Raw genomic sequence first — 26,736 nt, forward strand, 5'->3', positions numbered from 1 at the left:
TATCTTGTATAGTGCTGTCAAGAAGATATCGGCAGGATAATTGATATTTGTGACTTCTATCACGAAAATCAGTCGCTTAGCTAAGGCGATCGAAGATATTGACAGGGCGTTGCCGGCGTAGCGATTTTTCTCGCCCGGCAAAAATAACAAAGAAAAATTTATCTTTTTTTGTTATGCTAACATTCCTTTTTATTTGACGGATAATCCTTATGCACACCGAAAATCTTACGCAAAATCAACCGCACTTTTCCCCCGCGGAGGAAACCACGCATTTCGGTTTTAAAACCGTGGCCAAAGCCGACAAACAAAAGCTGGTGGCCAATGTGTTTCATTCCGTAGCGAGAAAATACGATTTAATGAATGATCTGCTGTCTTTCGGTATTCATCGCTTATGGAAACGGTTTACCATCGATTGCAGCGGCGTGCGCAAAGGGCATAAAGTGCTCGATCTTGCTGGCGGTACCGGCGATTTCAGCGCCAAATTCTCCCGTCTGGTGGGCGAATCGGGCGAGGTGATACTGGCCGATATCAACGCGTCGATGCTGCAAGTCGGGCGCGAAAAATTGCGTAATCTCGGCGTGGTGGGCAATATCAATTATGTGCAGGCCAATGCCGAACAACTGCCGTTTCCCGACAACACCTTCGATTGTGTGATTATCAGCTTCGGGCTGCGCAATGTCACCGATAAAGAAAAGGCGCTGCGTTCCATGTTTCGCGTACTGAAACCGGGCGGCCGTTTGCTGGTGCTGGAATTTTCCAAACCGATTCTGGATCCGTTAAATAAACTCTATAATTTCTATTCCTTTAATATTTTGCCGAAAATCGGCGAAGCGGTGGTTAACGACGGCGACAGTTACCGCTATCTGGCCGAATCCATCCGCATGCACCCCGAACAGAATGTGCTGAAAGCGATGATGGACGACGCCGGCTTTGAGCAGGTGAGTTATTACAATCTGACCGCCGGTATTGTCGCACTGCACCGCGGCTATAAATTTTAGGATGTCATGATGCTGCCGGATTTTGCCCTGCTAAAAACGCAATTAATGCTGCCTCAGTTATTAAACGGCGGTTTGGAAACGCTGTTAAATTACCTGCTGCGGCGCACGGACCAGTGCGAACCCTATTTACGCAAATTGAACGGAAAAGTGCTGGCGCTGCGGCTGCAACACCTTGACCTGCCACTGTATTGTGTATTTTCCACGCAACGGATCGATGTGTTACATCATTATGAGGATGAGGCGGATTGTACGGTGGCGATCGCCGCCGGCTTATTGTTTAATCCGCCGAAAAAATCACAGCTCAGCGCCTGTATTAATGCCAAAACTATTCAGTTGCAGGGCGATTTGCAGGTATTGCAGGATTTTGTCGGTCTGCTCGAATGGCTGGAAAAAGATCCCGCCGAGCTGATTGCGCCTTATGTGGGCGATGTCGCGGCGCATAGTGCGGTCAGTTTTTGCCGCGTTTTAACAACGGCGGTGCAACGGAAATACGCGCAAAGTCAGCGTTATTGCGGGGAACGGTTAACGGAAGAATGGGCGTTGTTGGCGCCGAGTCTGGCGGTCGCGGATTTTTGCGATCAGGTAAAAACGCTGGAAAAACAGACCGCACTTTTGGAACGGAAAATCACCGAACTAGACCTAATCGCTAAATGAACATTAAGAATATCAAACGGTTATATACCATCGTCAAAACCTTTCTGCATTACGGTATCGATGAGATTCTGCCGCACAACCGCTATACCCGCCCGCTTCGCTGCTGGCGCAATACGCTGTTCTGGCTGCGCAATCGGCATCCGCATCAACCGTTCGGGCTGCGGCTGCGACTGGCGTTGCAGGAACTCGGGCCGGTATGGATTAAACTGGGGCAAATGCTGTCCACCCGACGCGATTTGTTCCCGCCGGATATCGCCGACGAACTGGCACTATTGCAGGATCAGGTAGAACCGTTCGACGGCAAAATCGCCCGCGCCCAAATAGAACAGGCCTTGGGCGGTCGGCTGGAAAACTGGTTTGCGGCATTCGACGAAAATGCGCTGGCGTCGGCTTCCATTGCGCAGGTACACACGGCAACCTTCAACGACACTCAGCAATATGCCGGTCAGGATGTGGTGATTAAGGTGCTGCGACCGGGCATCGAGCCGCAAATTGAGGCGGATTTAAGCTGGATGTACAAACTGGCGGGCTGGATTCCGCGCTTATCGGCGGAGGGCTACCGCCTGCGCGCGGTGGAAGTAATCCGCGAATATGAAAAAACCTTGCGCGACGAGCTGGATTTACGCACCGAAATGGCCAATGCCATTCGCTTGCGCAATAATTTTATCGACAGTCCGATGCTGTATATTCCGCAGATGTATCCGCAGTTCTGCCATCAAAATGTAATCGTAATGGAGCGGATTTACGGCATTCCGGTCTCGGATATTGCCGCCCTGACGCGTAACGGCACCGATATGAAACTGCTGGCGGAACGCGGCGTGCAGGTGTTTTTCACCCAAGTATTCCGCGACAGTTTTTTTCATGCGGATATGCATCCCGGCAATATTTTTGTTAACCCGCAACATCCGCAGGATCCGCAATATATCGGCATTGATTGCGGCATTGTGGGCAAACTGAACGATAACGATAAACGCTATCTGGCGGAAAGTTTTGTGGCGTTTTTTAACCGCGATTACCGCCGGGTGGCGCAAATGCATGTGGATGCCGGCTGGACGCCGCGGGATACGGATATCGACGCCTTTGAACAGGCGTTCCGCGAGGTTTGCGAACCGATCTTCGCCAAACCGTTATCCGAGATTTCCTTCGCGCAGGTGTTGCTCAATCTGTTTAATGTGGCACGCGAATTTAATATGCAGGTCCAGCCGCAACTGGTTCTGCTGCAAAAAACCCTGCTGTATATCGAAGGGCTGGGGCGGCAGCTGTATCCGCAGCTGGATTTGTGGGATACGGCGAAACCGTTTTTGCAGGATTGGCTGAATCAACAAATGGGGTTTAAAACCTTAGCCAAAAGAATGGCGGGAAAATTGCCTTATTTGCAGGAACATTTGCCGGATCTGCCGGAAATGCTGATCGGCGCCGTGCAGCAACAGCGGCTAATCAGCGAACAGCTGCGCGCCATCAACCACAAGCTGAACCGGCAGCAGCGCTGGTATAAAAAAGCCTTTGCGCTATTGGCCGGCGGGGTGATTTTTATCGGCACCTTATGGCAATTCAGCGCACTACCCGTCGGGTTAAGCGGCGGATTATTGCTCCTCGGTCTGCTGATTTGGTTAGTCGGATTGTTCCTGCCATAGGTGCAATTTTAAAAAATAATCGCAATTGACTATTGTTCATATAGGGTAAAACAGTTATAGTCAGCGGTGGTTTTATAAATTGATTCCATAGGAGATTAAAAATGGGTCTTGGTGGTGTAAGTATTTGGCAATTATTGATTGTTTTGCTTATCGTATTGGTGTTTTTCGGCACGAAGAAACTGAGAAATATCGGTTCCGATCTGGGAACGGCGGTAAAAGGGTTCAAAGACGCAATGAAAGACGAACCGAAAGATGCCGAGTTTAAAAAAATCAGTGATGAGGCAGACAAAAAAGCGCAGACTGATCATGTAAAAGACAAAGAACAGGCTTAATCCGTGTTTGATATTGGTTTTTCCGAATTAGTTTTAATCCTCATCGTCGGGCTGGTGGTACTCGGTCCGCAGCGTTTGCCGGTGGCGATCCGTACGGTAATGGGCTGGGTGCGTACAATCCGCGGCATGGCGGCGAATGTGCAAAACGAGCTGAATCAGGAGTTAAAACTACAGGAGCTACAGGAAAGTATTAAAAAAGCCGAGCATCTCAATCTTCAGCAATTATCGCCGGAACTTGGTAAAACGGTAGAAGAGCTGAAAGCCTCGGCGCAGAAAATAAAAGCGGATCTGGAGAAAAAAGCGGCGGAAACCAACACGGATTTTCAGCAACAGGTTCAGGCGCTTAAAGATTCCGTCGAAAAAACTGCCGTCGGCGACATGCCGGACACGGAAAGCGCCGAATCACAAAATACGCTTTCGCCGGCGGAACTGGCCGAATTAGCCGAGCAGGATGATCCGATGACCCGCATGGCAAATTATTATCCCGAAGAGGATACCCTTGCCAACGTTAAGCCGGCGGAAAATAAACACTCAGCGAGTTAACTTTTTATGCATGTTGAAGAAACTCAGCCTTTAATCAGCCATCTGATCGAGTTGCGCAATCGCTTATTGCGCTGTGTGATTTTTGTTGCGGTGATTTTTCTGGCGTTGGTTTACTTTGCCAATGATATTTATAATTTTGTGGCGGCACCGCTGCTGGATGTTATGCCGGCAGGCATGAGCATGATCGCCACCAATATTGCGACGCCCTTTTTTACCCCGATTAAGCTGACCGGCGTGGTCGCCGTTTTTCTGTCGGTGCCTTTCCTGCTCTATCAATTGTGGGCATTTATCGCGCCGGCTTTATATCAGAACGAAAAAAAACTGGTTTATCCGCTGCTGTTTTCCAGCACCTTATTGTTTTATCTGGGCGTGGCCTTTGCCTATTATGTGGTTTTCCCGCTGGTGTTCGGTTTTCTGACCAAAACTGCGCCGGAAGGGGTCGCCATTGCGACGGATATCAGCAGTTATCTGGATTTCGTGCTGACCATTTTTCTGGCTTTCGGCGTCTGTTTTGAAGTGCCGGTGGCCATTATCTTACTGTGCTGGACCGGCGTTACGACGGTGGCGGATTTAAAAACCAAGCGGCCTTATATTATCGTCAGCGCATTTGTGATCGGCATGCTGTTAACCCCGCCGGATATTTTCTCGCAGACTTTACTGGCCGTGCCGATGTGCCTGTTATTTGAAGTGGGGTTATTGTTCGCCCGTTTTTATCAGCCGAAAGACGACGCTGATGACAGCGCGTCAGCATAATATAACGGAAAAAATCAGGGGCGCAGGCCCCTTTTGTTTTAGAGGATAACATAATGACAGAACAAATTATCGGCGGATTTCCCGCCCGTCGTTTGCGCCGGATGCGCAAATATGATTTCAGCCGCCGTTTAATGGCGGAACATAAATTAACGGTCGATGATCTGATTTATCCGGTATTTATTATCGAAGGAGAAAACCGGCGCGAACCGGTTCCTTCCATGCCGAAGGTGGAACGCCTGACGATTGATCAGCTCTTGATTGAAGCGGGTTTGCTGGTGAAATACGGCGTGCCGGTGATTGCCCTGTTTCCGGTGGTCGGACAGGCGAAAAAATCGCTTGATGCACAGGAAGCGTACAACCCGGACGGCTTGATTCAGCGTGCCGTGAAAGCGTTAAAGGCGCATTATCCCGAATTGGGCGTATTAACCGATGTGGCATTGGATCCTTATACCGTACACGGTCAGGACGGCATTATTGATGACGACGGCTATGTGCTGAATGACGTCACGACCGACGTGCTGGTAAAACAGGCGTTATCCCATGCCGCCGCCGGTGCCGATATTGTGGCACCAAGCGATATGATGGACGGCAGAATCGGCAAAATTCGCACCGCACTTGAGCAAAACGGCTTCATTAATACCCAGATTATGGCTTACTCGGCAAAATACGCCTCCAATTATTACGGCCCGTTCCGGGATGCGGTCGGTTCCTCTTCCAACCTGAAAGGCGGCGATAAAAAAACCTATCAGCTGGATCCGGCGAACGGCGACGAAGGCTTACAGGAAGTGGCGCAGGATCTGCAGGAAGGCGCGGATATGGTGATGGTTAAACCGGGTATGCCGTATCTGGATATGGTGTACCGCGTCAAACATTATTTCGGCGTACCGACATTCGCCTATCAGGTCTCCGGCGAATATGCCATGCATATGGCGGCCATTCAAAACGGCTGGTTAAAGGAAAAAGAATGTATTATGGAAGGCCTACTCTGCTTCAAACGCGCCGGTGCGGACGGCATTCTGACCTATTTTGCCAAACAGGTGGCCGAATGGTTGTATCTGGACGACAAAAACAAATAGGAACCGCCTATGCCTAAAAACGAAGTGGATTTTTCCAATGTATTTCTGGAAAAAGATAAAAACTATATGCTGATTACCTACCTGACCTTTGCCGGCGGCATTTTTATTCCTTTGCTGCCGATTGTCGGTGTAGTGCTGGCTTACATAAAACGCAGCGAGGTACAGGGCACCGTCTATCACGCGCACTTGACGTATCTGATCCGCACCTTCTGGGGATTTGTCGCCGGCATCATCCTCGGCTCGATATTGCTGCTTATTATTATCGGAAAACTGCTCCTGATCGCCATCTGGATCTGGTTTTTATTCCGCATTATTTACGGCTTTATCAAATTACTGGACAAACAAACGGTAACGACCACCGGGTGGTTTATAAAGTAAAATATCGTCACGTTCCATCGCGCAATGCATAAAGTGCGGTGTTTTTCACCGCACTTTTGCGGGTTAAATAATCTGTCCGCCGATACCAATAAATAAACCGGCGATCGCACCGCTCATAAGGTTTGATAGTGAACCGGCGATAACGGCTTTTAGGCCTAATTTGGCAATATCGCTGCGGCGATTCGGCGCCATACTGCCTAAGCCGCCGATTAAAATGGCAATTGAGCCGAAATTGGCGAAACCGCATAAAGCAAAGGTCACGATCGCGACTGTTTTTGCCTGTAGTTGTATCGCAGAATCCGGACTTAAATATTGGACAAAATCAATATAAGCCACAAATTCGTTCAACACTAATTTTTGTCCGATCATCGAACCGGATAAATGCGCCTCTTGCCAAGGAACGCCGATTGCCCAGGCGATTGGCTGAAAAATATAACCTAAAATAGATTGCAGAGTGACATTCTCAAATCCTACGGCTCCTGCCGCGGCGCCGATAATCCAGTTCAGCATGGCGATTAATGCGATAAACGCAACCAGCATAGCGCCGATATTAATGGCTAACTGTACGCCTGAAATCGCACCACCTGCGGCGGCATCAATGATATTAGCGGGTTTTTCTTCCGTGTAATTATCTGAAATGTCTTCCTGCGGCGTCTCGGTTTGCGGCAAGACAATTTTGGCAAACAATAAGCCGCCGGGCGCCGCCATAAATGAAGCGGCGATCAAATAAGGCAGCGGAATGCCTAAGCCGACATACCCGGCTAAATTTGCACCGGCCACAGAAGCTAAGCCTCCGGTCATCACCGCAAATAATTCGGATGTGGTCATGTTTTTAATATAAGGTCTGACTAATAACGGCGCTTCGGTTTGCCCGACGAAGATATTTGCCGCGGCGGAGGTGGATTCTGTTTTGGAGGTTTTCAGTAGTTTCTGTAATGCACCGCCCAAAATTCTAATCACAAATGACATCACGCCTAAATAATATAATAGCGAGATTAAGGCGGAGAAAAAGATGATGGACGGTAACACATACAATGCGAACACAAAACTGTCGTTGCCAAGTACATCAGCCATTCGTTGGCTGACTAAACCGCCGAATAAGAATTTTATACCTTCGCCGCCAAAACTGATGATCTTGCCCACACCATCAGAGACGCCCATTAACATTGACCGTCCCCAGGGAACATACAAAATCAACGCACCAATACCGATTTGTAAAGCAAAAGCACCGAATACGGTACGAAAATTAATGGCTTTTTTGTTACCGGACAGTAAAAAGGCGATCAATAACAAAATAAAAATACCGAACAGGCTGTTTAAAATGCTCATGTTATGCCCCTTAAAATAAGTCTGATAAAAAATCGGCAGTGAATACTCACTGCCCATTCCGATCATTGCTGATTAAAATATTGCACGGCCAAGGTCGCACCGATTTTTGCATTGTTTTTCACCAGCTTAATGTTGGCTTCCAGGCTTTTACCGCCGCTCATTTCGACGATTTTGCCGAGCAGGAACGGCGTAATGTCCTTGCCTTTAATGCCTTTTTCTTCCGCTTCTTTGACCGCACTTTCGATAATGCCGTTAATATAGTCGGGTGCTAATGCATCCTGCTCCGGAATCGGGTTGGTAACCACGACGCCACCGTTTAATCCTAATTCCCATTTGATTTTGATCATCGCGGCGATGTGCGCAAGATCATCGGAAGAAAGCGCTAACGGTAAACCGCTGTCGCGGGTAAAGAATGCCGGTAAGTTCTGCGTTTGGTAACCGATAACAGGCACACCTTTGGTTTCCAAATATTCCAATGTCGCCGGTAAATCCAAAATAGACTTGGCGCCGGCACAAATCACGGCCACCCCAGTCTGCGCCAATTCATCCAGATCCGCAGAAATATCCAGATTATGTTCCCAGCCGCGGTGTACGCCGCCTAAGCCGCCGGTAACAAAAAATTTAATGCCGGCCAATTGGGCCGCAATCATTGTAGTGGCAACTGTGGTCGCTCCGAGTTTTTGGGAGGCGATGACATCGGCTAAATCGCGGCGCGATACTTTGGCGATACCTTTACTGCTGCCGAACATTTCCAGTTCCTCATCGGACAGCCCGATTTTAATTTTCCCCGCCACTATAGCGATCGTTGCCGGCACGGCGCCGTTATCACGAATAATTTGCTCCACTTCGCGCGCCATAGCCACATTTTGCGGATAAGGCATGCCATGGGAAATAATTGTGGATTCCAGCGCGACAATGGGTAAACCTTTTGCCATACCGGCTTGGACTTCTTCGGATAATACAAGATATTTATTCATAATAATTCTCCATTTCAAGTTCTAATTGCTGTTTGGTGAGATTCGGGCGTACGGTAAATTCTGATTGAATCGTATGATAGGCATTAGTTATTCCGGCCAGAATACAATCATCCACCTTGTGATTGTTCAACCAGGCGGCAATGTAGGCTCCGCTGAATCCGTCTCCGGCACCGGTGACATCCACGATTTTTTCTGCGGCCACTTGTTTGACCGGATACCATTTGCGCGTTTTTGGCGAAGCCGCCAAAACGCCTTTCGAACCGGCGGTTAAAATAATCTGTTTTACTCCGTAACCCAGTACGGTATCGATTGCCTGATCGAGTTTTTCCTCACTGTCCAACACTGAATTCACAAAAGCGCCGAGTTCTCCTTTGTTAATAAACAGGCAATCTACGGCGGATAATTGATGCGGTAAGTGCGCCATTTTCGGTTCGGATACCGCAATAACTGCCAGTTTGATTTGCTGTCTTAACGCATAAGCGCATAAAAATTCCACCGTTTCTTTCGGGCAGTTAAGATCCACTACGATACAGCCGGCATTGCGTAAAATATGCTGTTGTTTCACCAAAAGATCCGGAGTAAACGCATCGTAAATGGACATATCCGCCAAGCCGAGATACATTTCGCCGTCGCGATCCAATAACGCGGTATAACAGCCGGTGGACTGGCCTTCAATAATGATGACACCTTCGGTATCCATAAAAGGGGAAGACAGATTTTTAATTCGCCCCCATTCCGGATCGTTGCCGACAGTCGAAATTAATACCACGTCTTTTTCCAATCGCCCCAGATTTTCCGCCACATTGCGTACTACACCGCCGATAGATACGGTGGAATTCACCGGATTAGAGGTGTAGCCGTACAATTCATGATCGGTTTTAATTTTTTTATCCAAATTGGCCGCGCCGATACAGACGATTTGATTACGGGTATTGACGACATAAGCCCGGCCCAGCAAATCACCGCGTTTGACTAAATTAGAGATAATATTGGCGACAGCCGGGCGGGATAAATCCACTTGTTCGGCAATTTCTTGCTGCGAAATAAATGGATTTTTGCGGATTAAGTCAAAAATAATACGTTCATTTTCGGTCATGGTTAATCCTCCAAAATAAACATAAGTTTATTATTAAAACTTATGTTTGGTATTGTGGGTTACTATTTAACCGATTTCAACGGTTTGATCTCAGAATTGTGATCATCTTCACGAAAATAAAAGCTGGGTGGGCGGGTAATCCGGACGGATAGGAGTGCGGATAATGATTAAAAAAAGCGCCGGATATATCCGACGCTTTATCAATTACAGTTTCACCAGGTTGTTATCCCATTACTGCAATAACGAGATGTCCGCAACTTGTAAAAACAGATTTTGCAGGGTATTTAAAATAGCCAGGCGGTTATTACGCAGTTTTTGATCTTCGGCGTTCACCATTACATTATCAAAGAAATTATCCACCGGCTCGCGCAGTGCGGCTAGGCGATCCAGCGCGGTTCGGTATTCGCCTGCGGCAAATAACGGCTGCAATGCTTGCTGTAAGGTGCCAACCTGTTCGGCGAGGGCGATTTCCGCCGGTTCCACACATAAAGTGCGGTCGATTTTCGCTGCGATTTGGCCGTCTGTTTTCGCCAGAATATTACCGACGCGTTTATTCGCCGCCGCCAGCGCTTCGGCGGAATCCAGCGTGCGGAAATGAGCCACGGCATGAACACGGGCGTCGAAATCCGCCGGTCTGGTCGGCCGGCGTGCCAGTACCGCCTGAATCACATCGACGCTGATGCCTTTGTCCTGATACCAGGCGCGGAAACGGCCGAGCATAAAGTCCACCACGTCGTTGACCACATTCGGGTTGGTTAATTTATTGCCGAAAAGTGCGGTGGATTTTTCGGTTAAATCCGCCAGATCCAACGGCAGTTTTTTCTCCACGATAATCCGTAGCACGCCGAGTGCCGCACGGCGCAGGGCGAAAGGATCGGCGCTGCCTTTCGGCTGCTGGCCGATACCGAAAATACCGGTCAGAGTATCCATTTTATCCGCCAGTGCGAGCGCACAGGCCACCAGCGATCCCGGCAGGCTGTCGCCGGCAAAGCGTGGCATATATTGTTCGTTCAGCGCCACGGCGACCTCTTCGTCTTCACCGTCGTGACGTGCATAATGCATACCCATGACGCCTTGGGTGTCGGTAAACTCAAACACCATATTGGTCATCAGATCGCATTTCGACAATAATCCCGCGCGCGTGGCCTTGTTGACATCGGCGCCGATCTGGGCGGCGATAATCCCGCTTAGCTGTTCAATCCGGTCGGTTTTGTCGCGCAGGGTGCCGAGTTGTTGCTGGAACAGTACGGTTTCCAGACGCGGCAGCTGATCGGCCAGACGCTGTTTTAAATCGGTTTTGAAGAAAAATTCCGCATCGGTCAACCGCGGGCGAACGACTTTTTCATTACCTTCAATAATCGCGCTCGGATCCGCCGGATTGATATTCGAGACGAAGATAAAGTGCGGTAATAATTTGCCGTTTTTATCGTAAATCGGGAAGTATTTTTGGTCGCCTTTCATGGTGTAAACCAGCGCTTCCGCCGGCACGGCAAGAAAACGCTCTTCAAATTTCGCCGTCAGTACGTTCGGATATTCCACCAAGGCGGTCACTTCGTCCAATAAATCCTCTTCAATATCCGCCACGCCGCCAAGTGCGGTGGCTTTTTCCTGCGCATTTGCCCGAATTAACGCTTTGCGCTCGTTAAAGTCGGCAATCACCGAGCCTTTTTCTTTCAGCAGGGCGGGATATTGATCCGCGTGAGTCAGGCGTAATTCGCGTTCGCCGAGGAAACGGTGACCGCGAATCAGGGTATCGCTCGGTATGCCGAGGATGTCGCCGGCAATTAATTGATCGCCGAATAACAGGGTAACGGTATGCACCGGGCGTACGAACTGTTCGGTTTTATCGCCCCAGCGCATGGTTTTCGGAATCGGCAGTTTTGCCAGCGAATCGGCGATCATCTTGCGTAATAAATTTTGCGTCGGCTGACCTTCAATCACGGCGCGGTGTACCAGCCATTCCCCTTTTTCGGTGGTCAGGCGCTGCGCCTGACTGACACTGATCCCGCAGCCGCGCGCCCAGCCTTCCGCCGCTTTAGTCGGGTTGCCGTCGCCGTCAAAGGCCGCCGATACCGCCGGGCCGCGTTTTTCGATTTGCTTGCTCGGCTGGCTGGTGCTCAAGCCTAACACTTTCACCGCCAAACGACGGGGAGCGGCAAACCATTCCACTTTGTCAAAGGCTAAACCGGCCTGCTTTAACTCTTGTTCGACATTGTCGGCAAAGGCAGTGGCTAATTTTTTCAGCGCCTTCGGCGGCAGCTCTTCGGTGCCGATTTCGGCGAGGAAATTTTGTTTTGTCATTGTTTTATCTCTTTGAATTATCTCTTTATATTTTAAAAAATTGCGGATTTCCGTTAAGCGCAAAACGGCTATTTCTAAGCCGACCGAATCGTTTCCTACGCTTTCCAAACACAACTCAAGCCGTTACCCCGGCTTCAATTCAATCTAAACCTCACATGGCAAGCGCATCACGGTAAAAGCAAGTCGATTTTCTGTAATAAATCGTTTAGTTATCCTGCGTTTATCCGAAAATGGCGTCCAGCTCCGCAATATCCAATACCACTTTTTCTTCGTCCAAAACCAATGCCGGAATGCCGATATAGCCGTGCGCTTTGGCATGATCAAACGCGCTGTGGCGATCACGCAATCTTAAAAACGGTTTAAAAGTCGCACCGCTTTGAGTAATATCCAGCGCGTCATAATCCACGCCTAAACGTTGTAATTCGGCGACGAACGGCGCGGTGTCCGGACACCAAGGGGCGAAATATAAAACAGGTTTCATAATATTATCCTTTTTGCGCCGCCAGTGCGGTCGGATTTGGTGTCGGTTCTGCGATTTTGCTTAAGCGGTTGCGATCGGTGTGGTGGAACGGTTCTTTATAATTCGGGATCACCATAACCGTATCCTGTTCGTAAGACCAAGTGCCGTCGTCGTTGATTTTCACCGTAATCGTATAACTTTCGGTTCGGAAAGACTGTTCCAGAAACGGATTGGAAATAATGCCGTTGGTCAGCGAACCGCGTACCGCCGTCAAAGTGAAAGTTTTCGCATCGGCCGGCGCATTGCCGGTTGCCATAACGGTTTGTCCGCGCGGAATGCTCAGGCTCAGTAAAATATTGCCGGTCGCCGGTTCCCACAGCCAGTAACCCACTTGATCATGAAAGGTTTCGACGCCGTCGGGCTCGACGATATGGGTATGATAGCGCAGACCGTAAAACAGCTGCGGGCCGTTGGTTTGCGCGTCAATCGGCTGCAATTCGTAATGTTCGATATAAGGATCTTTCTCCGGCCCGTCTTCCTTCGGATTGGTATCCAGCCCGCGTTTGCCTTCCCAAATCCCCGCCAGCGGCGCAAGCGGCCCCAGATTGGCTAAGGTGTTGACATCGGGTTCGGCCTCGGTATAAATATCCGCCGGGTAGTTATGTGCGTTCATGACGTTCTCCTTACATGGTAAAAGTGCGGTCGTTTTTTAACGGTTTTGTGGGATTATCGTTGACATCCCGGGAAGCCCAGAGCTTCACGACTGGCGTAATAGGCTTCCGCCACGCCTTTGGTTAATGCGCGGATGCGCAGAATATAGCGCTGTCGTTCCGTTACCGAAATGGCTTTGCGCGCATCCAGCAAATTAAAGCTGTGCGCCGCTTTCAAAATGCGTTCATAAGCCGGCAGTGGCAGCGGTTTTGCCAGTGCCAGCAGGTTCTGCGCTTCTTTTTCATATTGATCGAAACATTGAAACAGGAAATCCACATCGGCGTATTCGAAATTGTAGGTGGATTGCTCCACTTCGTTTTGGTGGAACACATCACCGTAAGTGGTTTTGCCCAGCGGGCCGTCGGACCAGACTAAATCATACACGCTGTCCACGCCCTGAATATACATGGCAAGGCGTTCCAGCCCGTACGTGATCTCGCCGGTCACCGGTTTGCATTCCAGTCCGCCCACCTGCTGAAAATAAGTGAACTGCGTCACTTCCATACCGTTCAGCCACACTTCCCAGCCCAGCCCCCAAGCGCCTAATGTCGGGTTTTCCCAGTTGTCTTCCACAAAGCGGATATCGTTTTGGGTCGGGTCGAAACCGAGCATTTTCAGGCTATCCAGATACAGTTCCTGAATATTGTCCGGCGACGGTTTGATCACCACCTGAAACTGATAATAATGCTGCAAACGGTTCGGATTTTCGCCGTAGCGGCCGTCGGTCGGTCGGCGTGACGGCTGCACATAAGCGAAAGCCATCGGCTCCGGCCCCAGCGCGCGCAGAGCCGTCATCGGATGCGATGTACCGGCGCCCACTTCCATATCAAACGGCTGAACCACCGTACAGCCCTGATTCGCCCAGTATTCCTGCAACGCGAGAATCATGCCCTGAAAGGTTTTAATATCGAATGTTGAACTCATAATGACTCTTTAAATGAAAAGCAGTGAAAGAAAATATGCTTAATTATACTGGAAAATACCGCTGTTCTCTACTTTCTTTCGGAAAGTGCGGTCGGTTTTGCGAAAATTTCCGTTACGCTAGTCAACACGGATTAAGCGCAATGCCGACGCCCCGTCGATTGACTTCCGATTTCCTGTGGTGTAAATATGTTTGCGTCGAACCGTGCGCATTTTTTAACCCGGCCGCATGATGGAATCATTCCCGCGATGCCGCCGATAAATTGATTGAGGAAAGACAATGGAACAGATACGACACATTTATGAAAAATGGCATGAATATGCTAAAAGCAGAAATACTGACGGTTTATTAAGTTTATATGCGGATGACGCCGTTTTTGAAAGTCCGTTGGTTCCTGCTATTTTAGACGATAAGCACGACGGGGTTTTACAGGGCAAACCGGAAATCGCGCGTTTTATCAAAGAAGGCACCAAACGCCGCCCTAACGAATTGGTCAAATGGTTCAGAACGGGAGAATATTTAACCGACGGGCGTATATTAGTCTGGGAATATCCGCGACAAACGGATAACGGAGAACAAATTGACATTCTGGAACTGATGGAAATCGAAAACGGCTTAATCTTAAAACACCGTATTTATTGGGGCTGGAAAGGCTGTATGCAAATCAGCGCATCATTGCTGCATAAAGCGCGGTAAAACAACAGCAATCAACGCCTCGATTGAGGCGTTTTTTATGCGCGAGATAATCCGATCGCTATCCGCTCAGTCAGAGACTGAGCCGTCATAACCGGCTTAATGCGCTTCATCCCAGTTATCGCCGATGCCGACATCGACGATTAACGGCACTACCAATTGCGCGGCACTTTCCATTTGGGATTTGATAAGTGCGCCGTATTGTTCGGTTTTTTCCGACCGCACTTCAAACACCAGTTCGTCATGTACCTGCATAATCATCAGGATATCGGGGTCATGCCGGATTGTCTGATCAATGGCGACCATTGCCCGTTTGATAATATCGGCGGCGGTTCCCTGCATCGGCGCATTAATCGCCACCCGTTCCGCCCCTTTGCGCCGCATGGCGCTGGAGGCGTTAATATCCGGCAGATATAAGCGACGCCCGAACAGCGTTTCCACATAACCCTGCGCTTTGGCTTTGGCGCGGATGTCGTGCATAAAGGTTTGCACGCCCGGATAGCGCTGAAAATACAGATCCATATAATTTTGCGCCTCGCCACGCGAAATGCCGAGCTGACGGGAAAGGCCGAAGGCGCTCATGCCGTAAATCAAGCCGAAATTAATCGCTTTGGCGCTGCGCCGTTGTTCGTTGCTCACCTGCTGCAACGACAAACCGAAGATTTCCGCAGCGGTGGAACGGTGAATATCTTTGCCCTCGCTGAACGCGGTAATCAAGCCTTTATCTTGAGATAAATGCGCCATAATCCGCAGTTCAATCTGCGAATAGTCGGCGGCAATGATTTTATAGCCGTCACGCGCAATAAACGCCTGACGAATGCGGCGCCCCTCTTCGTTGCGGATCGGAATATTTTGCAGATTCGGATCGCTGGAGGACAGCCGTCCGGTGGCGGTTACCGCCTGATGATAAGAGGTGTGCACCCGGCCGGTACGCGGATTAATCATCTGCGGCAGTTTATCGGTGTAAGTGGATTTTAACTTCGCCAAACCGCGGTGTTCGATCAGCAGTTTCGGCACCTGATGGCCTTGCTGTGCCAGTTCATCCAGCACCTCTTCATTGGTGGACGGCGCACCTTTCGGCGTTTTGGCGATCACCGGCAGACCCAGTTTATTGAATAACACTTCCTGCAATTGTTTGGTGGACGCCAGATTGAACTGTTCGCCCGCCGCCTGATGAACCTGCGCTTCAAGTGCGGTCAGTCGCGCACTGATTTCCTGCGATTGATTCAGCAGGGTTTGACTGTCGATCAGCACACCGTGCCGTTCCATCCGCGATAATACGCCGACCAACGGCAGTTCGATAGCGCTGAACAACTCCGCCAGCGCCGGGGTTTGTTCCAGTTCATGCCATAATGTTTGATGCAGTTTCATCGTAACATCGGCGTCTTCCGCCGCATATTCGGCGGCCTGTGCGATAGCGATTTTATCAAACGTCAGCTGGTTTTTGCCTTTGCCCGCCAGCGTTTCGAATTCGATCGTCTGATGACCGAGGTAGCGCGCCGACAGGTCATCCATATTGTGACGCCCGGTGCTGTCCAATATGTAGGATTCCAGCATCGTATCAAAGGCCACGCCCTGTAAGTCGATATGGTTATTGGCGAAAATCGTCAGATCATATTTAATATTCTGGCCGATTTTTTGAATTTGCGGATTTTCCAGTAGCGGTTTTAAGCGCGCCAGACAATCCGCCTTATCCAATTGATCCGGCGCGGTTACAAACCGGGTCGGCGGCGGGTTTTCCGTTTCGCCGAATAAATCCGCCTGCCCACTGTCCGCCTCGGCGGCCACTTCACAACGGTGAGCAAGCGGAATATAACAGGCTTCGCCGTTTTCCAGCGCGAAAGAAATACCCACCAGATTGGCCTGCATGGCATCCAGCGAATCGGTTTCCGTGTCCACGGCAATCAATTTCGCCTGCTTGATTTTCTCGATCCACTGCTCGAGTTTTTCCGTCGTATTCACGGTTTGATATAAAGTGCGGTCAATTTTTATCGGATTTTTGACCGCACTTTTCGGCTCGCCGGCCGGCGGTGTCGCCTGATAGTGATTGATCTTAACGGCGTGAGATTTACCGTTCGTTACCGAACTGTCGCCCTTCATGGCATCATTCAGCCAGCGCTTGAATTCATAACGGCCGAAATATTCGATCAGTTTGTCATTCTGAGATTCGCCCAGCGTCAGTTGCGCCGGCTGAATATCCAGCGCCACATCGGTTTTGATCGTCGCCAGCAAATAGGATAATTCGGCCATGGCTTTGGCCGCCAGCAGTTTTTCGCCCAGTTTTTTGGCACCACGAATCGGCAATTCCGCCACTTTGTCCAGATTGGCATAAATCTCCGCCATGCTGCCAATGCCCTGCAACAGTCCCAACGCGGTTTTTTCACCGACGCCCGGCACGCCGGGAATATTGTCCGAACTGTCGCCCATTAAGGCCAGATAATCGATAATCAGTTCCGGCGGAATGCCGTATTTTTCAATCACGCCGTCGCGATCGAGCAAATGGTTGTTCATGGTGTTGATCAGCATAATGTTATCATCCACCAATTGCGCCATATCTTTGTCGCCGGTGCTGATCAGCACTTTCTGCCCGTTTTTTGAGGCCTGAATCGCCAGCGTGCCGATCACATCGTCCGCTTCCACGCCTTCCACCACCAGCAACGGAATACCCAGCGCGCGGATAATATGGTGCAGCGGCTGAATTTGCTTACGCAGATCGTCGGGCATCGGCGGGCGGTGCGATTTATATTGTTCGAACATTTCATCGCGGAAAGTTTTGCCTTTGGCATCGAACACCACCGCAATATGGCTGGGCTGAACTTGCGAAATCAGACTTTTCAGCATATTCAGCACACCGTACATCGCGCCGGTGGGCTCGCCTAAGGAATTGGTTAACGGCGGAAAGGCGTGAAAAGCGCGGTATAAATAAGACGAACCGTCCACCAGGACGAGCGGGTTTTCTGCAATGTTAGCCATACTGTTCTCGTATTGTGCGTTAATAATCTGCGCCACATTATAGACCAAACGCCCCGTTTAACCTAATGTCTCAAGCGGCCCGACGCCCCAAACGCGAAACCGTTTTGCGGTTTGTGCGTGATGGTGATGAACGGCGAACCGGCCTAAACGAAAAGGACTGAGCCCGATATTATCTCGGCATCAGTCCTTTCTATTGGCTGTGGCGAAGCGCTCAAAACTTTTCGTTTTTTCACCGCACTTTTTACTCATCCGCCCTTAACTGATGCAAAAACGCTTTCGTCCGTTCGTGCTGCGGATTGGCGAATAACGCCTGCGGTGAGCCCTGTTCGACGATTATGCCGCCATCCATCACCACCACCAAATCCGCCACATCCAGAGCAAATTTAATTTCATGGGTGACGACCAGCATGGTTCGGCCTTCGTTGGCCAATTCTTTCATGGTATTCAGCACATCCTGCACCAATTCCGGATCTAAGGCGGATGTCGGTTCGTCAAACAGCATTAATTCCGGCTGAATCGCCAAGGCGCGGGCAATGCCGACCCGTTGCTGCTGTCCGCCGGAAAGCTGATAAGGATACAGATTGATTTTGTCCGATAAGCCCACTTTGCACAGCAATTGTTCCGCTTCCGCCCGCACTGTGGCGGGATCACGTTTTTGCACCTGAACCGGGCCTTCCATCACATTTTCCAGCGCGGTTTTATGCGGGAACAGATTATATTGCTGAAATACCATGCCCGAACGGCGGCGCAGGGCTAAAATATCCTTACGCACGGATTTCGCCGAGAAATCAATCTTAAACGGCGGTTCGCTCTGAAACGTAATAGTGCCCTGCTCCGGCAGCTCTAAGGCGTTCAGACAACGCAGAAATGTGGTTTTCCCCGACCCGGACGGCCCGAGAATCACCACTACTTCCCCTTTTTTAATATCCAGATCCACGCCGCGCAGCACCGGATGGTGATCAAAACTTTTATGAATATGACGAATTTGAATCATGCGTTATTTCTCCCTCAGCGCGCCACATAGCGGTTGAGGCGTTTTTCCACCCGCGCTTGAATCACAAACAAGACAAAGCAAAAACACCAGTAAATCAGGCCGGCTTCAATATATACCGGCAGAAAATCATAAGAAGAATTGGCAATTTGCTGCGCCACCCGGAACATTTCCGTCACCGTCACCACGGACGCCAGCGAGGTATCTTTAAACAACCCGATAAAGCTGTTGCTCAGCGGCGGCACGGCAACGCGAAAGGCCTGCGGTGCAATAATCCGGCGAAAGGTCTGCATATAATTCATGCCGATAGTAAAACCGGCTTCCCACTGCCCTTTCGGCACGGATTGGATCGCCGCGCGCACCGTTTCCGAACCGTAAGCGCCCACATTCAGAGAAAAACCGATCACCGCGGCGGGAATCGGATCAATAAATACGCCGATCGCCGGCAAGCCGTAAAACACCACGGAAATCTGCACCAGCATCGGGGTGCCGCGAATAATGGAAATATAGATTTTGGCGACGGCGAGCAAAATACGGTGAAAAAGGCCGTTCACCGGCGTTACCCGCAGCAGCGCGACGGCAACGGCAATGATCATGCCGAAGAAAAAAGACACCACCGCCAGCGGAATGGAAACCAGCACCGCCGCACTGACCATCGGAAAAAAGCCGTTTATCACCAAATCCGCGCGGGCTTCGGTCATAAACGGCAATGCAGTCAATAAACTAGTTAACACTGATATCCTTACCGAAGAATTGTTCGCCCAACTGTTTTAAGGTGCCGTCCTGACGCAGCTGTTCAATCGCGGCATTGATTTTTGCCAGCGCTTCCTGATTGCCTTTATTAACAATCAATCCGGCGCCGACTTTATCATCGGATTCCCAGAACGGCTTCAAACCGGCATTCGGATTTTTCTTCAGGTAATCCAATAAGGCTAACGAATCGTTAAAAGTCACATCCGCACGGTTTTGCTGAATCAGCAGCAATCCCTGCGCCATACCGTCTATCGGCACAATTTTCGCGCCGTATTTCACCGCCAGTTCCCCGTAATTGGAACTGAGCGTCTGGGCGGCGCGCAGATTTTTTACATCCTCCACCTTGTGCAGGCGGGTTTCATCGCTGCGGGCAAGTAACATGGCGCCCGACCAGCTGTAAGGCTCGGATTTGTCAAAGGTCGCCTGACGTTCCGGCGTGGTCAGCGCAACCTGATTGGCCACCAAATCGAAACGGCCGCCCTTTAATCCCGCCAACATCGCATCCCACTGGGTTTCTTTAAAATCCACCTTAACACCTAATTTTTCCGCCACCGCGCGGGTAACTTCCACATCATAACCGGTCAGCTTGCCGCCGGCGTCGTGATAAGTGAAAGGCGCGTAAGTGCCTTCCGTGCCGACCGTGATAGTTCCTTTCTGATTAATTCTGTCCAATAAGCTATCACCGGCAGCCTGCGCAACGGCAGACAGGGCGAAAACCGAGAAGGCTAAAACAGCTAATTTTTTCAACATAATTTTTCCTTAAAAATAAACAAAACGGGGACATCCCCATAAAAGATGCGGGAAATTGTAAAAGAAAAAACATTTTTTACCAATAACTTTCCGGAATATGTTATGCCAAGGAAGGTGATTTAACCGATCAAAATCCGTGCCAGCGGGATATCCCAGCTTTCCGTCGGCAGGCTTTCCACCTGTTGACAACGGTGCGCCAGACCGACGGACATAACGTTGTTCCGCTGTAAGGTGCGATCATAAAATCCGCCGCCCATGCCCAAACGGTTACCGGCTTGATCAAAGGCCACCAACGGCGTAAAAATCATATCCAGTTTATCGGTCGGTAAGACATGCAGCACGTTTAAGTGCGGTTCAAAAATGCCGAATTTATTGACTGTCATGCGGCTTTGCGGCTGATAGCGCAGAAACAGCAGATGCCCGCGACAAAAGGGGTGCAGCACCGGCAAATAAACGCCGATATTCCGCTGCCATAACCGGTGAATCAGTAACCGGGTTGAAATCTCACCGTCAAACGATAAATAAAGCGCCACATGCTGCGCACGGTTGCGTTCGATTAACGCCAATGCCTGTTCGGTGATGCGCTGTTCTGCCTGTGCCTGCTCAAGTGCGGTCAGTTTATTGCGCATTTTTCGCATTTGCTCACGAATCTGACGGCGCTGCTGTAAACCTGATTGAAATGAAAGCATGGAATATCCGGGGATAGAAAAAGAAGGGACCCGAGGTGCCGCTGTGAATGGTCGGTCCTTGAACCCTACGGTTCAAGGGAACCGGTTATAATCGTTTTCAGGCTTCTTACATCAGGACCGGAGGTCAAGTTAAGCATGCACACCAACAATAGGAAACCGATTCATAAAGTTTAAAGTATCGGCTCAGGGACGTAATCCACTGGCGAACACCTCAGGTAAACTTTGAAATAATACTAACTTAATTTGCGTTGATTGACCAGACTAATTTTGCAATTGTGATGCTAAACCGTCATTATTTATTCAAAAATTCGCTTTCTGCGCCAAAATATTTTCCAGCGAATTATCCAGCTGCTGAATGCGCGTCGCCACGACATTTTCGATTAATTGCGCTTTCTGCTGTTCCTGAATTAATTCGTAACTGAGATTCAGCGCCACAATCGACAGCACTTTTTCCAGCTGCAGGATACCGGTGCGCTCCTTCATTTCCGACACCCGCTGATCCAGCGCTCTGGCGGCCTGACGCAGCGCCTCGTGCTGTTCTTCCGGACAATTGAGGCGCAGCACCTGCCCCAAGACGGGCAATTCTATACTTTTAGACGACATAAGCTCCCCTACTTCGGTCTGTTTGCTCTGCCGGCTATTATGCCATAGCAAACATTTTTCGTCATAAAAAATCAAACTGATTGGTGGTTGCATAACCGGAACGGTGTTAAACTATTGATATCGTTACATAGGAAAAATAATATGACAGAACAGCTCCTTTCTTACACGGAATTACAACAAAAATTAACCCATTCGGGTATCGACCTGTCTTGTGCCGAACTGCACGGCTTTTTAAGCGGATTACTCTGCGGCGGCGTTGATGATCAGCGCTGGCAGCCGCTGCTTTATCAGTTTACCAATGATAATCACGCCTATCCGGCCGCACTGTTACAGGATATTGACAAACTGTATCAACATATCGGGCAAATGCTGGCGGATATCGACGGTTTCAATTTTGAGCTTTGGCTGCCGGAAGAGGACGATGTTTTTTCGCGCGCCGACGCCTTATCGGAATGGAGCAACAACTTTTTACTCGGCTTAGGGCTTAATCAGCCGCATCTGGACAAAGAAAAAGGCGAAATCGGCGAAGCGCTGGACGATCTGCAGGATATCGCCCAACTGGGATATGACGAAAATGATAACCCGGAAGAACTGGCCGAAGCACTGGAAGAAATTATCGAATATGTCAGAACGGTAGCGGCGCTGCTTTACACCCATTTCCGCCCGCGCCCGGCAGCCGCCAAACCGCGGCTGCACTAATAGCGGAGTACGGCTATGGATCTCGCTTACGCAACACAAATAGCGCCGGAAGAATTCGTTCAGCGCCGTCGCCGAAGCCTCGCCCAAATGCAGGAGAATTCCGTCGCGGTGATTTTTTCCGCCCGGGAACAGGTGCGTAACAATGACAACTGCTATCCGTTCCGGCAGGACAGCTATTTCTGGTATCTGACCGGTTTTAACGAACCCGACGCGGTTCTGCTGTTGCTGAAAACCGACAATCAAACGCGCAGCATACTTTTCTTACGCCCCGCCGACCCCTTACAGGAAATCTGGCACGGTCGCCGGCTGGGGGTGGCAAACGCCCCGACAGCGCTGAATGTCGATGCCGCCTATGAGATAGACGAATTTGCCCCGCGCTTTGCCGAATTAACCCGAAATCTCACCGCACTTTATCATAAAGCGGCGCAACAGCCTTGGGGCGATCAGCTGCTGACACAAAGTGCGGTGCATTTTGCACAAGTTTTATGCTGGGCGCCGATACTGGATGAACTGCGCCTGTTCAAATCCCGCTGCGAAACGGCATTAATGCAGCAAGCGGGGCAGATTTCCGCCCTTGCGCATATCCGCGCAATGCGGCAGACCCGCCCCAATCGCTTAGAATATGAAATCGAAAGCGAAATGCTGCACGAATTCGCCCGCTTCGGCGCCCGTTACCCCGCTTACAACAGCATTGTCGCCAGCGGCTCGAACGCCTGCATTCTGCATTACACGGAAAACGATCAAGCATTAAAAGACGGCGAACTGGTGCTGATTGATGCCGGTTGCGAATTTGCCATGTACGCCGGCGATATTACCCGCACATTTCCGGTGAACGGAAAATTCAGCCCGGCACAGCGGGATATTTACCAACTGGTGTTAGCCGCGCAGAAACGGGCGATCGAATTATTAGTGGCGGGAAATACCATTCAGCAGGCCAACGATGAAGTGATTCGAATCAAAGTACGCGGTTTAATTGAACTGGGCATTCTGCACGGCGATGAAACTATGCTGATCGAAAATCAGGCTTACCGCCGCTTCTATATGCACGGTTTAGGTCACTGGCTCGGTCTGGATGTACACGATGTCGGCCGCTATCACAACCGGCATCATCCCGATGCCGACCGAAGCCTGCGCGATCGCCCGCTGGAAAGCGGAATGGTGCTGACCGTCGAGCCCGGTTTATATATTCCTGCCGATGCCGATATTCCGGCGCAATACCGCGGCATCGGGGTTCGCATTGAGGATAATATTCTGATCACGGAATACGGCAATAAAATCCTCACCGGCGCGGCACCGAAGGAAATAGAGGATATTGAACGATTAATGGCGGAAACACGATAATCCACAGGCTATGCATTACGATCTGATTATTATGGGCGGTGCGATGACCGGTTCGACCCTGGCGCTGGCGTTAAGCGCCCGAAGCCAAGGTCGAATCCGCATCGCGGTACTGGAAAAACAGGTGCCGCATCAGCATCTGAACAGCGGTTTCGATGCGCGTACCATCGCGTTATCACACGGCAGCTGCCGGCAATTCGACAGCATCCGACTGCCCGACGGACAAACCCTGTGGCAGCAACTTCAGCCGTTTGCCACGCCAATTAAACGGATTCATGTTTCTGACAAAGGACACAGCGGTATCGTCGAATTCAATGCCGACGAATTCCAACTCGCACAGCTCGGAGCAGTGATCGAACTCAGCCGCGCCGGTGATGTGCTGCTCAACGCCATGGCACAATACCCGAATATCGATTATCTTGCGCCGGCGGATATTGACCGGATCGCCCGTTCACAAACGGGCGTTGAAATCTCGCTAAAAAACGACCGCACTTTAAGCGCGCAATTACTGGTCGGGGCGGACGGCACGCAATCGACGGCGGCCAGTGCTGCGGGCATTCAGATGGATTTGCTTCATGCTTACGGGCAAACGGCGATCATCAGTAACATTCAAGTACAGCAATCGCATAATCAGCGAGCGTTTGAGCGCTTTACCGATGAAGGGCCGATCGCACTATTGCCCATGCGGGATAACCTCATGTCGCTGGTGTGGTGCGTAAAACGGCCGCAGCCATTATTACAGTTGGACGATCAGGCGTTTCTGGCGGCGCTGCAACGGCGGTTCGGCTGGCGGCTCGGCAAATTGCAGCAATGCGGCCAACGCGCCGCCTATCCGTTAAATCTTTATCGAGCCAGTCAGCATATTCAATCCCGGATTGCGTTAATCGGTAATGCGGCACAAACATTACACCCTATCGCCGGTCAGGGATTTAATTTAGCGATTCGCGATGTGATGTCTCTGGCAGAAATACTCGCACGGCAATACTCAGTGCAACAGGATATCGGTGATTATCACGGCTTACAGCAATACCAACAAAACCGTATCGCCGATCAACAGCAAATGATGCGCCTGACTGACGGGTTATTATCGGTTTTTGCCAATCAGTTATTGCCGCTTCAGATCGGGCGGAATCTGGGATTAATGGCATTATCGCAGTCCGCATTATTAAGACGGCATTTCGCCAAACCGGCATTAGGGTGGCGTTAAGCATAAGGTGACAAAAAATGAAAAATGTTGATCTCGCCATTATCGGCGGCGGAATGGTCGGTCTGGCACTGGCGGCAAGTCTGGAAAAAAGCGCGTTAACCATTGCCGTGATTGAAGGTTATCCACCGCAAACGCCGATAGAACAGGTCTCATTCCGGGTCAGTGCAATCAATCCGGCAAGCCAAAACCTGCTGCATGAACTGGGCGTGTGGCAGCCATTGCTGCAATTACGCGCCACAAGCTATGATCGCATGGCGGTTCGCGAAAAAGACAGTTTCGCCCAGATCCAATTTGACACGCAGGGATTAGGCATTCCGCATCTCGGGCATATTGTCGAAAATCATCTGATTCAACATGTTCTGTGGCAAAAAGTGCGGCAACAAAAAAATGCCGAAATTATCACCGCACTTCCGCAAACGCTGGGCGTTGCGGAAAACAGCGCCGTACTGACGTTGAATAACGGCGAGATACTTTCGGCAAAACTGGTGGCCGGCGCGGACGGCGCTAACTCATGGCTTCGACAACAGGCGGATATTCCGCTGATGTTTCGTGATTACGGCCATTGCGCGCTGGTTTGTAATGTAAAAACCGCTGAACCGCACGGCCATTGCGCCCGACAGATATTTGCCGGCGACAGCATTCTGGCCTTTTTACCGCTGCATCAAGAAAACCTGTGTGCTATCGTGTGGTCATTACCGCCGGAACAGGCGCAGAAGCTGGTACACTGTTCCGAAGAAACATTTAATAAGCGCTTAACCGTCGCCTTTGATAATCAGCTCGGCCTGTGCCGCCTGCAATCGGAACGGCAGTCGATTACGCTGACCGCCCGCTATGCCCGTGACTTTGCCCAAAACCGGATCGCACTGCTCGGCGATGCCGCCCACACCATTCACCCGCTTGCCGGACTGGGAGTTAATCTCGGTTTTCAGGATGCGGCCGCCCTCGCACAGGAAATACAGAAAAATCTGGCGCTTGGCGTTAATATCGGCGAATATCGTCACCTGCGTCACTATGAACGCTGGCGTAAAACCGATGCGGTAAAAATGCTGCTTGCCATGCAAGGTCTGAAAGATTTATTTTCCGGCAATAATCCGCTGAAAAAACTTATCCGCGGTATCGGATTGAACACCACCAATCACCTGAGCCTATTAAAAGAACAATTGATTAAAGAAGCGACAGGAATATAAATTATTGATGGTAAACGTAGAATAAATCTGCATCGCAAAACTCACGACTTCCTCCCAACCTATTAAGGTGCAGATTTCTCGCAATTTTTACTGACCCCAAAAACCGGCAAACCGCCGACCTAGTTAGATTCAGATACACAAAAATAATGACAATATCCGACATCAGCCCTTGAAATAATAAGCTGATTTTGGGCAGAAATATATTGGTTATATTTGATTAATTAAATAGAAAAGAATTGAAATATAGAAATGATGGCAGGGGCGGAGAGGCTCGAACTCCCAACACCCGGTTTTGGAGACCGGTGCTCTACCAATTGAACTACGCCCCTGGAGAATCTACCTGTAGTAGAATTGAATAAATTGGCGGAATGGACGGGACTCGAACCCGCGACCCCCTGCGTGACAGGCAGGTATTCTAACCAGCTGAACTACCACTCCGCTAAAAATGGTATTTGGCAGTGCCCTACTCTCACATGGGGAAGCCCCACACTACCATCGGCGTTACAGCGTTTCACTTCTAAGTTCGGCATGGGGTTAGGTGGGCCCACTGCACTATCGCTGCCAAAAAAATTTATTTTGTTAATCTGCTTAATTAAACAGATTAATAAAATAATTAAAACCCGGCGGTGTCCTACTCTCACATGGGGAAACCCCACACTACCATCGGCGTTACAGCGTTTCACTTCTAA

At 50.1% G+C, this 26,736-nt stretch carries 26 protein-coding genes, 2 tRNA genes, 1 rRNA gene and 1 other RNA gene; 13 read left to right on the forward strand and 17 right to left on the reverse strand.

What is annotated here, in order from left to right; all coding sequences use genetic code 11:
• Positions 1-209: 209 nt before the first annotated feature.
• The 8 genes from ubiE to ACESOH_RS10145 all read left to right on the forward strand — a co-directional run bounded on the left by ubiE (position 210) and on the right by ACESOH_RS10145 (position 6,368).
• A complete protein-coding gene (gene ubiE / locus ACESOH_RS10110; RefSeq protein WP_373101006.1) occupies positions 210-998 on the forward strand; it encodes a bifunctional demethylmenaquinone methyltransferase/2-methoxy-6-polyprenyl-1,4-benzoquinol methylase UbiE in 789 nt (262 codons plus the stop codon).
• 9 nt (positions 999-1,007) lie between these two features.
• Positions 1,008-1,652: a ubiquinone biosynthesis accessory factor UbiJ gene (locus ACESOH_RS10115; RefSeq protein WP_373101030.1), complete on the forward strand. Its 645-nt coding sequence runs from the start codon at positions 1,008-1,010 to the stop codon at positions 1,650-1,652.
• Positions 1,649-3,286 (forward strand): ubiquinone biosynthesis regulatory protein kinase UbiB, encoded by a 1,638-nt coding sequence (gene ubiB / locus ACESOH_RS10120; RefSeq protein WP_373101007.1) that lies wholly within the window; start codon positions 1,649-1,651, stop codon positions 3,284-3,286. The genes ACESOH_RS10115 and ubiB overlap by 4 nt, the downstream gene beginning before the upstream one ends.
• A gap of 101 nt (positions 3,287-3,387) precedes the next feature.
• Positions 3,388-3,618 carry a Sec-independent protein translocase subunit TatA gene (tatA, locus tag ACESOH_RS10125; protein WP_032093815.1) on the forward strand — a complete coding sequence of 77 codons (231 nt, stop codon included), beginning with the start codon at positions 3,388-3,390 and terminating at the stop codon, positions 3,616-3,618.
• Between the two features lie 3 nt (positions 3,619-3,621).
• Complete coding sequence (gene tatB / locus ACESOH_RS10130) at positions 3,622-4,161, forward strand: Sec-independent protein translocase protein TatB (protein ID WP_032093816.1); 540 nt, start codon at positions 3,622-3,624, stop codon at positions 4,159-4,161.
• 6 nt (positions 4,162-4,167) lie between these two features.
• Positions 4,168-4,914 (forward strand): twin-arginine translocase subunit TatC, encoded by a 747-nt coding sequence (gene tatC, locus ACESOH_RS10135; protein ID WP_032093817.1) that lies wholly within the window; start codon positions 4,168-4,170, stop codon positions 4,912-4,914.
• A gap of 53 nt (positions 4,915-4,967) precedes the next feature.
• Positions 4,968-5,990, forward strand: coding sequence for a porphobilinogen synthase (gene hemB / locus ACESOH_RS10140; protein WP_373101008.1), 1,023 nt, complete (start codon positions 4,968-4,970; stop codon positions 5,988-5,990).
• A 9-nt stretch (positions 5,991-5,999) separates the two neighbouring features.
• Positions 6,000-6,368, forward strand: coding sequence for a DUF4870 family protein (locus ACESOH_RS10145; RefSeq protein ID WP_373101009.1), 369 nt, complete (start codon positions 6,000-6,002; stop codon positions 6,366-6,368).
• Between the two features lie 63 nt (positions 6,369-6,431).
• Here the strand turns inward: ACESOH_RS10145 and ACESOH_RS10150 are convergent, their stop codons facing one another.
• The 7 genes from ACESOH_RS10150 to glyQ form a co-directional block, all read right to left on the reverse strand.
• Positions 6,432-7,697 carry a NupC/NupG family nucleoside CNT transporter gene (locus ACESOH_RS10150; RefSeq protein WP_373101010.1) on the reverse strand — a complete coding sequence of 422 codons (1,266 nt, stop codon included), beginning with the start codon at positions 7,695-7,697 and terminating at the stop codon, positions 6,432-6,434.
• A gap of 62 nt (positions 7,698-7,759) precedes the next feature.
• Entirely contained in the window at positions 7,760-8,674 is a 915-nt protein-coding gene (locus ACESOH_RS10155) for a pseudouridine-5'-phosphate glycosidase (RefSeq protein WP_373101011.1), read from the reverse strand.
• Complete coding sequence (locus ACESOH_RS10160; RefSeq protein ID WP_373101012.1) at positions 8,667-9,770, reverse strand: carbohydrate kinase; 1,104 nt, start codon at positions 9,768-9,770, stop codon at positions 8,667-8,669. The genes ACESOH_RS10155 and ACESOH_RS10160 overlap by 8 nt, the downstream gene beginning before the upstream one ends.
• Before the next feature lie 231 nt (positions 9,771-10,001).
• Positions 10,002-12,071: a glycine--tRNA ligase subunit beta gene (gene glyS / locus ACESOH_RS10165; RefSeq protein ID WP_373101013.1), complete on the reverse strand. Its 2,070-nt coding sequence runs from the start codon at positions 12,069-12,071 to the stop codon at positions 10,002-10,004.
• A gap of 220 nt (positions 12,072-12,291) precedes the next feature.
• Positions 12,292-12,552 carry a hypothetical protein gene (locus ACESOH_RS10170; RefSeq protein WP_373101014.1) on the reverse strand — a complete coding sequence of 87 codons (261 nt, stop codon included), beginning with the start codon at positions 12,550-12,552 and terminating at the stop codon, positions 12,292-12,294.
• A 4-nt stretch (positions 12,553-12,556) separates the two neighbouring features.
• Complete coding sequence (locus tag ACESOH_RS10175) at positions 12,557-13,204, reverse strand: FABP family protein (protein ID WP_032093822.1); 648 nt, start codon at positions 13,202-13,204, stop codon at positions 12,557-12,559.
• Between the two features lie 53 nt (positions 13,205-13,257).
• The gene (glyQ, locus tag ACESOH_RS10180; RefSeq protein ID WP_032093823.1) at positions 13,258-14,166 is read right to left on the reverse strand and encodes a glycine--tRNA ligase subunit alpha; all 909 of its coding nucleotides are present in this window, start codon (positions 14,164-14,166) and stop codon (positions 13,258-13,260) included.
• 277 nt (positions 14,167-14,443) lie between these two features.
• On the opposite strand from glyQ, the gene ACESOH_RS10185 reads away from it, so the two are divergent.
• Positions 14,444-14,860: a nuclear transport factor 2 family protein gene (locus tag ACESOH_RS10185; protein ID WP_373101015.1), complete on the forward strand. Its 417-nt coding sequence runs from the start codon at positions 14,444-14,446 to the stop codon at positions 14,858-14,860.
• Positions 14,861-14,956: 96 nt separating this feature from the next.
• Here ACESOH_RS10185 and polA read toward each other — a convergent pair whose 3' ends face one another.
• The 7 genes from polA to ACESOH_RS10220 form a co-directional block, all read right to left on the reverse strand.
• The gene (gene polA / locus ACESOH_RS10190) at positions 14,957-17,830 is read right to left on the reverse strand and encodes a DNA polymerase I (RefSeq protein WP_373101016.1); all 2,874 of its coding nucleotides are present in this window, start codon (positions 17,828-17,830) and stop codon (positions 14,957-14,959) included.
• A 241-nt stretch (positions 17,831-18,071) separates the two neighbouring features.
• Positions 18,072-18,824, reverse strand: coding sequence for an amino acid ABC transporter ATP-binding protein (locus ACESOH_RS10195; protein WP_373101017.1), 753 nt, complete (start codon positions 18,822-18,824; stop codon positions 18,072-18,074).
• Positions 18,825-18,838: 14 nt separating this feature from the next.
• Positions 18,839-19,522, reverse strand: coding sequence for an amino acid ABC transporter permease (locus tag ACESOH_RS10200; protein ID WP_373101031.1), 684 nt, complete (start codon positions 19,520-19,522; stop codon positions 18,839-18,841).
• A gap of 22 nt (positions 19,523-19,544) precedes the next feature.
• Complete coding sequence (locus ACESOH_RS10205; RefSeq protein WP_032093827.1) at positions 19,545-20,324, reverse strand: amino acid ABC transporter substrate-binding protein; 780 nt, start codon at positions 20,322-20,324, stop codon at positions 19,545-19,547.
• Positions 20,325-20,443: 119 nt separating this feature from the next.
• The gene (locus ACESOH_RS10210) at positions 20,444-21,013 is read right to left on the reverse strand and encodes a 5-formyltetrahydrofolate cyclo-ligase (protein WP_373101018.1); all 570 of its coding nucleotides are present in this window, start codon (positions 21,011-21,013) and stop codon (positions 20,444-20,446) included.
• A 23-nt stretch (positions 21,014-21,036) separates the two neighbouring features.
• Positions 21,037-21,234: non-coding RNA, 6S RNA (ssrS, locus tag ACESOH_RS10215), on the reverse strand.
• Between the two features lie 79 nt (positions 21,235-21,313).
• Entirely contained in the window at positions 21,314-21,616 is a 303-nt protein-coding gene (locus ACESOH_RS10220; protein WP_032093841.1) for a cell division protein ZapA, read from the reverse strand.
• A gap of 141 nt (positions 21,617-21,757) precedes the next feature.
• On the opposite strand from ACESOH_RS10220, the gene ACESOH_RS10225 reads away from it, so the two are divergent.
• The 4 genes from ACESOH_RS10225 to ACESOH_RS10240 are packed head-to-tail and all read left to right on the forward strand — an operon-like array spanning position 21,758 to position 26,047.
• Positions 21,758-22,315, forward strand: a complete 558-nt coding sequence (locus ACESOH_RS10225) for a YecA/YgfB family protein (protein WP_032093829.1) — start codon at positions 21,758-21,760, stop codon at positions 22,313-22,315.
• A 15-nt stretch (positions 22,316-22,330) separates the two neighbouring features.
• On the forward strand, positions 22,331-23,656 hold the full coding sequence (pepP, locus tag ACESOH_RS10230; RefSeq protein ID WP_373101019.1) for a Xaa-Pro aminopeptidase: 1,326 nt from the start codon (positions 22,331-22,333) through the stop codon (positions 23,654-23,656).
• Between the two features lie 10 nt (positions 23,657-23,666).
• Positions 23,667-24,860: a 2-octaprenyl-6-methoxyphenyl hydroxylase gene (gene ubiH / locus ACESOH_RS10235; RefSeq protein WP_373101020.1), complete on the forward strand. Its 1,194-nt coding sequence runs from the start codon at positions 23,667-23,669 to the stop codon at positions 24,858-24,860.
• Positions 24,861-24,877: 17 nt separating this feature from the next.
• Positions 24,878-26,047, forward strand: coding sequence for an FAD-dependent monooxygenase (locus tag ACESOH_RS10240; protein WP_373101021.1), 1,170 nt, complete (start codon positions 24,878-24,880; stop codon positions 26,045-26,047).
• 253 nt (positions 26,048-26,300) lie between these two features.
• On the opposite strand, the gene ACESOH_RS10245 is transcribed toward ACESOH_RS10240, so the two are convergent.
• From ACESOH_RS10245 to rrf, 3 genes are all read right to left on the reverse strand, one after another.
• Positions 26,301-26,376, reverse strand: a tRNA-Trp gene (locus ACESOH_RS10245).
• Between the two features lie 32 nt (positions 26,377-26,408).
• A tRNA-Asp gene (locus ACESOH_RS10250) sits at positions 26,409-26,485 on the reverse strand.
• Between the two features lie 12 nt (positions 26,486-26,497).
• Positions 26,498-26,613, reverse strand: a 5S ribosomal RNA gene (gene rrf, locus ACESOH_RS10255).
• Positions 26,614-26,736: the final 123 nt, after the last annotated feature.

The sequence above is a fragment of the Necropsobacter rosorum genome (assembly GCF_964241405.1).
GTDB lineage: Bacteria > Pseudomonadota > Gammaproteobacteria > Enterobacterales > Pasteurellaceae > Necropsobacter > Necropsobacter rosorum.